Origin of the sequence: Bacillus sp. RSS_NA_20 (assembly GCF_020165915.1) — a bacterium.
Taxonomy (GTDB): Bacteria; Bacillota; Bacilli; order Bacillales; family Bacillaceae; genus Bacillus; species Bacillus altitudinis.
The window spans coordinates 430111-442377 of sequence record NZ_JAIUKW010000005.1 but is presented as its reverse complement, the minus strand read 5'-3'; the positions used below and the strand labels follow the sequence as shown (position 1 = coordinate 442377).

Genomic DNA, 12267 nt, shown 5'->3' with positions numbered 1-12267 from the left:
TTTTAACCATAAAATATTAGTGATTATACGATAAAAAAGCGGGAATCCTCCCGCTTTTTACGATTATCGACGTAAGCCTAGTTTGTTAATTAACTCACGGTAACGAGTTACGTCTTTATTACGTAGATACGTAAGAAGATTACGACGTCTACCTACCATTTTCAAAAGACCGCGACGTGAGTGGTGATCTTTCTTATGAGTACGTAAATGCTCGTTCAAGTTGTTAATTGATTCTGTTAGGACAGCGATCTGAACTTCTGGAGATCCAGTATCAGATTCGTGTGTTTTGAACTCATTAATTAATTGAGTTTTACGCTCTTGAGTAATAGCCATCCTGTTTCACCTCCAAATCATGTTAGCCCCATCTACCTCGCAACCGTCGGTGAAGTCGGCCTGCCAAGTAAGTGGTTTTAAAGCTACAGGAATTATCATACTAAAAATATGCCGATTTTGCAAATGATAGAGCGGTTTTTCTGCGATTTTTTTGTTTAATGAAGATGATTTTGAAAAAACTGAATCGCTTCTTCTTTATCTTGACTAATTTGAGCCGTTAATTCTTGGATACCGTTAAATTTTTGTTCACTGCGAATCCGTTTGTACCACTGTAATTTAATCGGTTCACCATAAATTTCTTCGTTAAAATCAAAAAGGTTCACTTCAATCGCAGGCTGATCAGGACGTTTTTCATAAAATGTTGGTTTGTAGCCAACGTTACAAACACCGTCATACACCTTGCCTTTCACTTCCGCTCTCACTGCATATACGCCTGTTGGCGGGATGATGTATTCAGCAGATAAACCAACATTGGCGGTTGGAAAGCCAATCGTGCGTCCTCGTTTATCTCCATGAATCACAATGCCTCGCAGCTGATACGGTTTGCCTAAAAGCTCACTCACATATTCAACGTCTCCATTTTTCAATGCGGAACGTATCAGGGTCGAGCTGACTTTCCGGTCTTGGTTGGAAAGCTTAGGTACAATGGTCGCAGCAATCCGCCCTTTCCCGTATTCGTCAAACGTTTCCATTGTGCCTGCGCCAAACCGGCCGAATGTAAAATCGAAACCAGCGACTGCATGCTTCACATTCAGTTCGTCCAAATATTGATCGACAAAGTCTTGAGGAGACAGTGCTGCAAAGCTTTCGCTGAATTGCACAATGTATAAGTAGTCAGCACCTAATTGTTCGATAAAATCAATCTTATCCTCAAGCGGTGTGATTAAGTCTTTTGGTTCACGTGCTTTTTGCAGAACATGTGATGGATGCGGATGAAAAGTCATGACAGCTAGAGCTAAACCCTCTTTTTCCGCAATGTTTTTCGCTGCATCAATCACTTTTTGGTGTCCGAGGTGAACACCGTCAAAATACCCTAAAGCCATCACAGACGGGACTTGATCCTTTTGATTCAATGTATGTGGGTGTGAAATATGTATAGTCTTCACGAGATGGTCACCTTTTCTTTAAGATTGCTTGTCCTGTGATAAAATCTTCGCCGGCTTCATCAGGTTCTGTTTGGTCGGGTGCTTCATATAAATCGCCATACAACGGCCTGAAGGAGCAAAGACAGCGACACGATCTTCCTCTGCAAAATGAGCAAATTCATCAGGCATAGGTAGGACTGCACCGTTTTCCACTTTACTTGCTAATGTATCATTTATCTCCCATTTCGGCAAATGATTGAGCGCACGCTCGATCGGCACAAGATGTTCCTCAACCGTTCCTTCCTCGTTGATCTCCTGCAGCTCATCAAGAGTGATACATTCATCTAACGTAAAGTCACCAGATCCAATGCGAATGAGGTGAGACATGTGGGCTGGGAACCCAAGTTTTTTTCCGATATCGACGGCTAACGTTCTCACATATGTGCCTTTTGAACACAGTACGGTGAATCTAAAGGATACCTTTCCATTTTCAAATGTGACAGGTGTTGTCCGCTCGATGCGATGAATGGTAATTTCACGGCTTGGACGTTCAATTTCAATGCCTTGCCTTGCATATTCATAGAGCTTTTTTCCGCCAATTTTTACAGCAGAAAACATGGGGGGTATCTGTTCAATGGTTCCTTCAAATTGTTTCAGCGCAGCATCAATGTCATCTTCTGACATCGGTACCGGCACCTTTTTTTCTTCTACTACTTCACCTGTTTGGTCTTCTGTCGTTGTAGAAAATCCAATGGTGATTTCCGCATCATACGTTTTCGATTTATCTGTTAAGTACTCCACAATTTTTGTCGCTCGTCCAATACAAATAGGCAGAACACCTGAAACCTCTGGATCGAGTGTCCCTGTATGTCCCACTTTTTTTGTGTGTAAAATCTTTCTCACTTTAAACACACAGTCGTGAGAGGTCATGCCTCTTTCTTTATGTAATAAAAGAACACCGTTTTGCACCTGCGTTCTCTCCTTTCATAAACGATGAAAAAGGACAGACGATCATCGCCTATCCTTATTTCAACGTCTTATTCGTGATCTTTTGTGTTTAGTTCAGCAATCAGGCTTTCAATTCGGTTACCGTAGTCTACAGACTCATCGAATTCAAAGTGAAGCTCTGGTGTTTTGCGAAGTCTGATTCGATTGCCAATTTCAGAGCGGATATACCCTTTCGCCTTTGCAAGGCCTTTTAAGGTTTCCTCTCTTTTCTTCTCGTCGCCAAGAACAGAAATATAGACTTTAGCAATTTGCAAATCACCGGATACTTCAACATCCGTTACAGTCAAAAAGCCGATTCTTGGATCTTTTAGCTTTCTGCCAAGGATGTCGCCTAATTCTTTTTTCATTTGCTCACCCACACGGGTTGCTCTCATACTCATGATCTTATCACCTCTAATTAAAACCACTCAGTTTTCGTGATCGTTCGTTCAATTTCCGGAAAAGAATCAATAAAGCTTAACACACGCTGAAGTTCCTTTTCCACTTGAACCCGGGAGGAGGAAATGACGGCGATTCCGATCGAAGTACGCTGCCATGTATCCTGATAGTCCATTTCAGCAATGGTCACATTGAATTTATGGCGCGTTCTTGTCATGATACGCTGCAGAACCGCACGTTTTTCCTTCAGTGAGGATGCATCATAGATCATACACTCACACTCGGTATAACCGATCATTTTCTTTCGATTTCTTGCATAACGAATGATTCCATGACATCACCTTCACGGATATCATTGTATTTCTTAATGGTAATACCACATTCATAGCCTTGTGAAACTTCTTTCACATCGTCTTTGAATCGTTTTAATACGTCGACTTCACCTTCAAAGATGACGACGCCATCACGAATTAAGCGGATACCACTGTCTCTAGTAATGGTACCTTCAGTGACATAGCCACCAGCAATTGTACCGATTTTTGATACTTTAAACGTTTGACGAACTTCAACTTGACCGATGACTTTTTCTTCATATTCAGGGTCAAGCATCCCTTTCATCGCAGCTTCAATTTCATCGATGACTTTGTAGATGATGCGGTGTAAGCGGATATCTACGTTTTCTGTTTCAGCTGTGCTCTTCGCATTGCCATCAGGACGTACGTTAAATCCGATCACAATCGCATTAGAAGCACTTGCTAAAATGATATCAGATTCTGTAATCGCTCCAACACCCGTATGGATAATTTTCACTTTTACGCCTTCTACTTCAATTTTTTGAAGAGCTGCCGTCAGTGCTTCAGCAGAACCTTGTACGTCTGCTTTTACGATTAAGTTGATATCTTTCACATCACCTTGTTTGATTTGCTCAAATAGGTCATCGAGAGATAATTTCGCTTTGTCTGAACGCTGTTCATCAAGTTGTTTAGACGCACGCGCCTCACCGACTTGACGAGCTGTTTTTTCATCTTTGAATACGAGGAACTGATCCCCTGCATGCGGTACATCATTTAAACCAGTGATTTCAACAGGTGTAGATGGTCCTGCTGTTTTCACGCGGCGTCCGATGTCATTGACCATTGCACGTACACGGCCAAATGTATTTCCGACAACGATTGGGTCACCTACTTGAAGTGTACCAGTTTGAACGAGAAGGGTTGCAACAGAACCTCTTCCTTTATCAAGCTCAGCCTCGATCACAGTTCCTTTTGCCGCACGATTTGGGTTGGCTTTTAGTTCTGCTACTTCGCTGACAAGAAGGATCATTTCGATCAATTCGTCAATGCCTTCACCTGTTTTTGCAGATAAAGGAACGAAAATGGTTTCGCCGCCCCAAGCCTCAGGTACAAGACCATGCTCAGTTAATTCCTGCATCACGCGGTCAGGGTTCGCTGTTGGTTTGTCAATTTTATTGACAGCCACAATGATTGGCACCTCTGCCGCTTTTGCGTGGTTGATCGCTTCAATCGTTTGCGGCATGACACCATCATCTGCTGCAACGACCAAGATCGTCGTATCTGTTACTTCAGCACCGCGTGCTCGCATCGTAGTGAAAGCTGCGTGTCCTGGTGTATCAAGGAACGTGATTTTCTTACCGTTTTCTTCAATTTGGTATGCACCAATATGCTGCGTAATTCCACCCGCTTCGCCTTCAACAACTTTCGTTTTACGAATGCTGTCAAGAAGCGTTGTTTTCCCGTGGTCAACGTGTCCCATGATCGTTACGACTGGAGGGCGTACTTGCATATCTTCTTCTTTATCTTCAACTTCATACTTTTCAAGTTCAGTTTCTTCTAAAATGATGACTTCTTCTACTGGAACACCATATTCAGAAGCAATTAATTCGACTGTATCTTTATCGAGCTCTTGGTTGATCGTAGCCATGACACCAAGCATCATCAGTTTTTTGATGATTTCAGCAGTTTCTTTGCCAAGCTCGTCAGCAAGCTGGCCGACTGTCATTGAATTTGTAAATTCAATTTTTTCAGGAAGCTCTTTTTTCGGCTTCACAGGTCTTGCTTGCTGATGCTGCGCCTTGTTGTTGCCGCCGCGTTTATTTTTGTTTTTGTTTTGGTTGTTGTTTTTTTTGTTTTTATTAAATTGATTATTCTGCACGTCATTCTTCTTTCTATCATTGTTTTTGTTAGATGATTGTTTTTTTTGTTCTGCGGGTTTCTCGTTAGCTGTCTCTTTTGCTTTGGCTTTTTTATAGATAGCGTCTAGCTTTTTCACAGTGTCGTCTTCAAGCGTCGCCATGTGGTTGTTCACTTCCACGTTCATATCCTTAAGCGCTGCTATAATATCTTTACTTGAAACATCTATGGCTTTTGCGTATTCATATACTCTCACTTTAGCCATTCGTTCACCCCCAAATAAATTAATCGAGCAAGCTTATGAGCTTCTTAGCGAAGCCTTGGTCAGTGACAGCGACAACTACGCGAGCTTCCTTCCCTATAGAACGTCCGAGAACGGAACGGTCTTCAACTTTTCTAACCGGAACATTGTAAAATTTGCATTTGTCAGATACCTTTTTCTCTGTGTTGGATGAGGCATCTGCTGCAAGAAGAACCAGCTTAGCACGCGCATGTCTAATTTCTTTGATCACCAGATCTTCTCCTGACACGACTTTACGAGCTCGATTTGCTAGACCAAGCAAAGGATACCATTCAGATTCAGTCATTAGGTTTTTTCACCTTTTCAGCTAGTTCTAGTAATTCTTCAAAAATGTGTTCGTCAATCTGTGTCTGAAATTGCTGCTGTAAACTACGTTTGTTCTTCGCCGCAAGAATGGTTTCTTTATCGAGAGAAAGGTAAGCGCCGCGCCCGTTCATTTTTCCGGTTGCGTCAACAGACACTTCACCTTCTTTTGAACGAACAACGCGAATCAGTTCTTTCTTTGGTTTCATTTCTCCCGTCACGACGCATTTTCTAAGCGGGATTTTTTTTCGGCTTTTCACCTTTTATATCACCTCTTATTCGTCAGATTCCTCAGCTACTGGTTCAGCCTCTAAGAAAAGAGATTCAGAGTCTTCAGTTCTTGGGAAAATACCGAGTTCTCTTGCATCTGTTTCGCTTTTAATGTCAATCTTCCAGCTCGTTAATTTCGCTGCTAGACGCGCATTTTGACCTCTTTTACCAATGGCTAATGACAGCTGATAATCAGGGACAATGACAGTTGTCGCCTTATCTTCTTCATTTACAATGACATCAAGAACTTTTGATGGACTTAACGCATTGGCAACAAATTCAACCGGGTCATTTGACCAATGAACAATGTCAATTTTTTCGCCTTTCAGCTCATTGACAATTGCTTGTACACGCTGACCTTTAGGTCCTACACAAGAACCAACTGGATCAACATCAGGATCATCTGTACGAACAGATATTTTAGAACGGTCCCCTGCTTCTCTAGCGACAGATTTAAGCTCTACAGTACCATCATAAATTTCTGGCACTTCGATTTCAAATAAACGCTTTAAAAGACCTGGGTGTGTTCTTGATACATAAATTTGTGGTCCTTTTGTTGTTTTTTCTACTTTCGTAATGAACACTTTAATGCGGTCATGTGGTTTGTAGTCCTCATTTGGCATTTGTTCATTGACCGGAAGAAGGGCTTCGATTTTGCCAAGTGACACGTAAATGAATTTACTGTCAATTCGCTGAACGATTCCCGTCATGATGTCTTCCTCACGATCGATAAACTCAGTGTAAATCACACCTCGCTCTGCTTCTCTCACTCGCTGCGTCACGACTTGTTTCGCTGTCTGAGCTGCAATGCGTCCGAAATCTTTTGGTGTGACTTCAATTTCAACGACGTCACCAACCATGTAATTCGGGTTGATATTTGCTGCATCATCTACAGAGATTTCAAGGCGAGAATCATACACTTCATCTACAACATCTTTTCTTGCGAATACGCGAATCGTTCCCGTTTCACGGTTCAAATCAACACGCACATTTTGTGCTTGATTAAAATTACGCTTGTATGCAGAAATGAGTGCAGCTTCTATCGCTTCAATAATAATTTCTTTACTAATGCCCTTCTCTTTCTCAAGAACAGTCAGGGCATCTAACAACTCACTACTCATTTTTATGGTTCCCCCTTATATCAATGAAAAGGTTAATTGAACGAAACTGCTAATCTTGCGTTAGCAATTTTTTCGTATGGAATATTGATCTCTTTCTTTCTTGTCTTGATCTTCACTGTCACTGTTGCAATCTCACCATCAAAGCTTGTAAGCTCACCTTCAAATGCCTTTTCACCATCAATTGGTTCGTATGTTTTCATGAAAACATTTTTTCCAAGTGCTTTTTCAAAATCAGCTTTTTTCTTTAATGGGCGCTCCGCTCCAGGAGAGGACACTTCAAGAAAGTAGTTTTGGCTAATTGGATCTGCCTCATCAAGCTTTTCGCTCAAGGCTTCGCTCACTTTGGCACACTCCTCGATATCGACGCCTTTGTCAGAGTCAATAAATACGCGAAGGAACCAGTTTTGACCCTCTTTGACAAATTCAACATCAACGAGTTCAAGCTGTAAGCCATCTAAAATTGGCTGTACCATGTCGCTTACGATGTCCACTACTTTTTTGCTCATTCTCTTCCTCCTTGTGCTTTCGATAAACGCTCTTATCAATCATTCTGCATAAAAACCCTGCTTTATTGTGAGCAGGGGGAGCAGAAAACGGATGAATAATGTCGAGACAAAAATTGCCTGTTCAATACAAAAGAGCGGGTTTCCCCACTCTTGTCTCGGTAATCGTTAGCATTTCCATAAAAACTATACCATATCCAATTTTTTTATGCAAATGAAGTTCCTTATAAACAGGCATTCTTCATCAGTTCTTTTCATTCATTCTTTTGGCGTGTTCACGAATGATTTCTGCCTCCCGGCTCTCCTTTAAAACTCGAAAACCGTCATAATCCGGGTAGAGGGAATCATCGTCTTGAATGCTTGTTAAAATCCAAAATTGGCTACCTGCGCCTCCGAGCTGTTCAATTGTCTTCAGCCAGCTATCATATACATCAGGACGGGCTGTTTGATTTTGATAGCCAAACTCTTCTAATACAACAGGTTTTCCGATTGCGTTTCCTCGGGTGATATGATCTTTGATCCATTTCACTCCCCATGCAGCAGACTGATTCCAGTGATCCGGGTATAAATGATAGGTTCCATAATCAATATGAGGGAGAGCAGTCAAACGATCCCAATCAACACCTTCTCCCCCACTGTAAAACCAATCGTCATGACCTGTCATGCGAAAGAACCCTTCGTCTCCTACTGCAACAAGGTGATTCGAGTCAATTGATTTGATCCATGCACTCATTTCATCTGCCCAGTTTACTAGTATATCTCCCGAAGGGTCTGACTGAGCGCGCGGCTCATTGGCGAGCTCCCATGTCATAATAGCAGGATCATCTTTATATTGAACACCTGAGTACGTATTGGTTCTCTCTAATACATAGCGCACATAGTTTTTGTAAGCTGTTTTAATCCGAGGATCTGTATAAAAGTGATCATGTGATCCTGCCTGAAACCACTTCACATATTGATTCATCCCGCCAAAGTCATCCCAATTGTTCACGAATGGGATGACCAGCTTGATTCCTTCCTGCCCTGCTTTATAAATCGCATAGTCTAGTTTTTGAAAACCGGATTCTTCATAAACACCTGGACGAGATTGTAAGACTGAGTTTTCTTGAGGGGTACCATCGTGAAATCCCCAAATACGAATAACCTTTAAATCCATTGCCTTCATATCGTCAAAAACAGCATCTACCATCTTTTTTGATTTGTAATGAAAATAATAATTATTTGTGCCAGCAAAGTAAAATGGGTGGTTGTTCAATACAAAATGTGTACCAGATGTTTGCACATAGGAGGAGGCCTTTACGGTCAGAGTGAACCAACCCGCCCATAAAGTGATCAGCAGCATAAAACAAGCCACCCGTTGAACCCATTTTTTCATTCCATTCTCCTCACAATCCCTTATTCTACTGGTACGATGATATCTAGTTGCAGCGGTGTTTGTTTAGTTGAATCAAGTTCAATCGTCTGCTGCTGCAACATTTTACTTACTTCACCAATTCGAACCTCATACGTCCCGTGAAACGCTGGACATGTCACTTGGCCATTCGCATCTGTTTTTTCCACTCTTTGTGTCGTCCATTCCTGTAGTAGCTTTTCATAACGCCTGCCTGCTTCATTTAACGACCAATCATGATTCACGATGGCTGCGTGCTCACCTCTCCAATGAGCACCCGCCCAAAATCCCCACATCAGCACACCTTTTACAGCTGGATGACTAAAGGCTACCCGATATAAAGCTTCTAAGTTATCCGCTCGTCTATTGGCATCCGGATGAACAGAGTCATACTCTGTCACCCATATCGGTAGACCAAGCTCAGCAAGCACATCTAGTCTTTGTTTTACAACGACTGGATCCACTCGATCTTCAAAGTGACCTTGAACTCCAATAGCCTCAACTGGTGCCCCCAACTGACGAAGTTCATTGATATGTGCTTTATATGCATGATGTTCGCCGTATGAGATTACATTATAATCATTGACAAACAACAAGGCTTGAGGGTCAATTTTTTTCGTTTCTTCATACATCCATTTCCAAATCTGTTTCCCAAACCGGTCTTTAAAAAATGAACCATGCATCATTTCGTTGTTTACATCCCAATGACGGAATTTCCCTTTGAAATGATTGCCTGCATGCTCAAGCCGCCTTTTCATGGCTTCATATACTTCATGATTCGGTAATGATTTCAGCCAGTTTGGATTGGCATCCTCTACCTCCCAAAATAAGGCGTGCCCCCTCACTGGAATTTGGTGTCTATTGGCAAAATTCAGCATGGCATCTGCTTTTTCGTAGGTTATTTTCCCTCTTTCAGGCTCATTAGCATACCATTTTGCCTCATTTTCAAACACAGCCCAATTAAAATGTTGGACAAAAAAATCAGCATACCTTTGATTGAATAGTACTTGGTCATTCATTGCTGAACCAAATGCAAATTCATGTCTGATTTGTTTTATTTCCACCTCTACTCCGGCAACTGGCTTTTTTTCCTTATTGATGACGTTTATGACAAGCTCTCTTTGTCTATGTTGTAAGATTCGATCATTTGCTTCTTTTCTCCAGCTTTGATTTTCTTGTTCCTGTGATCCGCCATTCGATGAATGATTCATAAATTCTTTCTTTTTAACCATAATGACATCACCTTTGCTTTCACTTCATTTATCTTATGAGAAGACCGCCGACTAAAAAAGCCGGCAGCTGTACTACGTTCTATTCGTTTATGAGACGATGGTATTCTGCATAAGCCGTAGCCATATCAACTTGCGACCAGAAACGGTGATAGGTGAAACTTGGCGCTCCGTTTTCCCATTTGCCTGTTGCTTCATTAAAAGATGCTTGATATTTACTCTCCAGTGCTGACCAAGCTGGGTCTTGCTTGATTTTCGGACGAAGATCTGCAAAGCTCGTATACACTCCGTTACCTCCTCGCTGCGGGTCAGAAGGAATGGTGCTGGAACCAGGGATCTGATTTCCTTGACCAAATGTTCCGTTCCAGCCATTTGGGAAGTACACTTCTTTTTTAAAGAAACGGTGGTAGTCTTCTCTGTCTTCCTCTGTCACAATCCCTACACCATCATTGTAATTCCAAGCAACCTCAAGGAGCTGTGCCGCTGTCTCTTTTGCTCTTATGCCAAGTGCTGTGTAGTTTCCTGTCTCTTTCTGTGTTGCAGCAGCAAAGAATGTGAGTGCTTTGATGAGACTGCCCAGTACACCAGTATCTTGAGTAGGATCTTTTGTAACTGCCGTTAAATTTGGATTACCTGTTGCAGATTGGAATCCGCTCCAAGTGTCAGGCTGACCGCTCCATTCTATATTCCCAGGAATCCAAAACTCTCCAGGTGCACTCGTCGTAGCAACAGCAACATTTGTCCCCCCTAGAATCCTTTGACCCTGACCATCTAAAAAATACCCATCTTGATCCGACACAGGACGAGTGCCAATAAAAATATAATCTAGTGAATAGTTGACCCATTTTGTGATGACAGATTTGGCCATTTGGAAATTTTCAGATGTTTTGTCGCCATCTTTTGCAAAGATATAATAAAGCTCTGCTACACGCTCAATCGGCCATGCTTGCATTCCAAACCAGTTATTGGACGGAGGATCATGGTAAACAGGCGCATCTTCATAAGCCATATCATAAAATGTGCTTCTTCCTGCTGGATAAGCGCTATAGTCTCCATTCCAGCTGTTGGTAGCACCTCCTGCAATCGCTCCCTCTTTTGATTGAAGCCAGACGTAAAATTCAAGCTGTCTCTTTAACGTCTTTTCCCAATCACTTGCACCAGTCGGTGACGATGGCTTTAAGCCTCCCTTATCTGAGGATAAAGCGTAGGCAGCGACTGGGTTTTGATACCCTTGATGACAATGGCTCGCTCCGATACGCCATGACCAATTCGCATATTCTCCAAGTCCCCCGCCCCAAGAGGTGTACCATGCCATTAAGTGATGACATGCACTTTTTCCATTTCCAGGATACGGATTACCTTGTTTGCCGCTTCCAATTGTTTGAAAATATTTATCGTACATTCCGTAACGAAGGAAATCACCCATCTTTTTCGCTTTATCAAGATAGGCTGACCCATTATAGCCAAGTTCCTTTGCCCAATACATTGCCTGTATCGCACGTGCATCAGCATCCGTCGCATTTGTGTAGCGCCACTGGGCGGCTGGCGCTTGATTTTCTTTTGTGAACAAGCTCATGAAACCTTCATTGGGCTTTCCGGCCGTTTTATCATCTTGTGATGGATGAGGGATGGCCTCCCATACGGATTCTTGCGGACCCCGCTGGAATGTGTTTACATATGCGGCTGTATGTGATGGATTGAGCAAATTCCCATATTCATACCAGTTGTCTACATCAAGAAGCCAGTGCATTAAATACGTTTCATTCGTTCCGTAAGTTGACTTCAGTTCACCATCAATCGGATCTTGACCAGCAGGGCGAGCACCCGTCAACTGGCTCGGATATTGATCTGGATATGGTTTTTCTGAAGCGTATGTGGCTGGGCTAGATGGATTGTAAGAACTCATATGCGGCTGTTCGTCATGTCCATCTTCGTTTACTGGAATGATAAACTTCTCCATATTATCCCAAGCCGCTTCTAGTTTGCTCCAATCGCCTGTGTAGTGACCATACAATGCTTCAAGCCATAACCAATAGCTGTAAGCTTCTGAAGTGGTCATATGCCCGTAATCAGGTGCCTCACAAATGAGTGTCTCAACGGAATGATACGGAATGCCTTCTTTTGAAAAATATCCATTCGCATCGTTTTTCATTTGATGATAAAGCGTTAAAAACCGTTCTTTATTTGTCATGTCCT

13 protein-coding genes are annotated in these 12267 nt (G+C 42.2%); all 13 read right to left on the bottom strand.

Translation table 11 applies throughout. From position 1 onward, the window contains the following. Positions 1-63: 63 nt before the first annotated feature. On the bottom strand, positions 64-333 hold the full coding sequence (gene rpsO / locus LCD32_RS07810) for a 30S ribosomal protein S15 (protein ID WP_008354438.1): 270 nt from the start codon (positions 331-333) through the stop codon (positions 64-66). 155 nt (positions 334-488) lie between these two features. Then, positions 489-1439, bottom strand: a complete 951-nt coding sequence (gene ribF, locus LCD32_RS07805; RefSeq protein ID WP_025207344.1) for a bifunctional riboflavin kinase/FAD synthetase — start codon at positions 1437-1439, stop codon at positions 489-491. A gap of 18 nt (positions 1440-1457) precedes the next feature. After that, positions 1458-2387, bottom strand: coding sequence for a tRNA pseudouridine(55) synthase TruB (gene truB, locus LCD32_RS07800; protein WP_203085353.1), 930 nt, complete (start codon positions 2385-2387; stop codon positions 1458-1460). Positions 2388-2455: 68 nt separating this feature from the next. Then, complete coding sequence (gene rbfA, locus LCD32_RS07795) at positions 2456-2806, bottom strand: 30S ribosome-binding factor RbfA (protein ID WP_007499525.1); 351 nt, start codon at positions 2804-2806, stop codon at positions 2456-2458. 17 nt (positions 2807-2823) lie between these two features. Beyond that, positions 2824-3102, bottom strand: a complete 279-nt coding sequence (locus LCD32_RS07790) for a DUF503 domain-containing protein (protein ID WP_017359071.1) — start codon at positions 3100-3102, stop codon at positions 2824-2826. Then, entirely contained in the window at positions 3099-5219 is a 2121-nt protein-coding gene (gene infB / locus LCD32_RS07785) for a translation initiation factor IF-2 (RefSeq protein WP_007499526.1), read from the bottom strand. The genes LCD32_RS07790 and infB overlap by 4 nt, the downstream gene beginning before the upstream one ends. 19 nt (positions 5220-5238) lie before the next feature. Then, positions 5239-5541 (bottom strand): YlxQ family RNA-binding protein, encoded by a 303-nt coding sequence (locus tag LCD32_RS07780; protein WP_007499528.1) that lies wholly within the window; start codon positions 5539-5541, stop codon positions 5239-5241. Then, positions 5534-5818 (bottom strand): RNase P modulator RnpM, encoded by a 285-nt coding sequence (gene rnpM / locus LCD32_RS07775; protein WP_008344742.1) that lies wholly within the window; start codon positions 5816-5818, stop codon positions 5534-5536. The genes LCD32_RS07780 and rnpM overlap by 8 nt, the downstream gene beginning before the upstream one ends. Positions 5819-5833: 15 nt before the next feature. Continuing rightward, positions 5834-6949 (bottom strand): transcription termination factor NusA, encoded by a 1116-nt coding sequence (nusA, locus tag LCD32_RS07770; protein ID WP_007499530.1) that lies wholly within the window; start codon positions 6947-6949, stop codon positions 5834-5836. A 32-nt stretch (positions 6950-6981) separates the two neighbouring features. Next, the gene (gene rimP, locus LCD32_RS07765) at positions 6982-7455 is read right to left on the bottom strand and encodes a ribosome maturation factor RimP (protein WP_008344744.1); all 474 of its coding nucleotides are present in this window, start codon (positions 7453-7455) and stop codon (positions 6982-6984) included. A gap of 241 nt (positions 7456-7696) precedes the next feature. Further along, complete coding sequence (locus LCD32_RS07760) at positions 7697-8827, bottom strand: glycoside hydrolase 5 family protein (protein ID WP_156060464.1); 1131 nt, start codon at positions 8825-8827, stop codon at positions 7697-7699. Between the two features lie 20 nt (positions 8828-8847). Then, positions 8848-10074, bottom strand: a complete 1227-nt coding sequence (locus LCD32_RS07755; protein ID WP_046343548.1) for an endo-1,4-beta-xylanase — start codon at positions 10072-10074, stop codon at positions 8848-8850. Positions 10075-10153: 79 nt separating this feature from the next. Next, positions 10154-12262, bottom strand: a complete 2109-nt coding sequence (locus LCD32_RS07750; protein ID WP_017359074.1) for a glycoside hydrolase family 48 protein — start codon at positions 12260-12262, stop codon at positions 10154-10156. Between the last annotated feature and the right edge of the window lie 5 nt (positions 12263-12267).

What these genes read in the sequence shown, in the direction of transcription:
- rpsO (WP_008354438.1), bottom strand. Translation starts at nt 333, where the DNA reads ATGGCTATTACTCAAGAGCGTAAAACTCAATTAATTAATGAGTTCAAA.
- rbfA (WP_007499525.1), bottom strand. Translation starts at nt 2,806, where the DNA reads ATGAGTATGAGAGCAACCCGTGTGGGTGAGCAAATGAAAAAAGAATTA.
- LCD32_RS07790 (WP_017359071.1), bottom strand. Translation starts at nt 3,102, where the DNA reads ATGATCGGTTATACCGAGTGTGAGTGTATGATCTATGATGCATCCTCA.
- infB (WP_007499526.1), bottom strand. Translation starts at nt 5,219, where the DNA reads ATGGCTAAAGTGAGAGTATATGAATACGCAAAAGCCATAGATGTTTCA.
- LCD32_RS07780 (WP_007499528.1), bottom strand. Translation starts at nt 5,541, where the DNA reads ATGACTGAATCTGAATGGTATCCTTTGCTTGGTCTAGCAAATCGAGCT.
- nusA (WP_007499530.1), bottom strand. Translation starts at nt 6,949, where the DNA reads ATGAGTAGTGAGTTGTTAGATGCCCTGACTGTTCTTGAGAAAGAGAAG.
- rimP (WP_008344744.1), bottom strand. Translation starts at nt 7,455, where the DNA reads ATGAGCAAAAAAGTAGTGGACATCGTAAGCGACATGGTACAGCCAATT.
- LCD32_RS07760 (WP_156060464.1), bottom strand. Translation starts at nt 8,827, where the DNA reads ATGAAAAAATGGGTTCAACGGGTGGCTTGTTTTATGCTGCTGATCACT.
- LCD32_RS07755 (WP_046343548.1), bottom strand. Translation starts at nt 10,074, where the DNA reads ATGGTTAAAAAGAAAGAATTTATGAATCATTCATCGAATGGCGGATCA.
- LCD32_RS07750 (WP_017359074.1), bottom strand. Translation starts at nt 12,262, where the DNA reads ATGACAAATAAAGAACGGTTTTTAACGCTTTATCATCAAATGAAAAAC.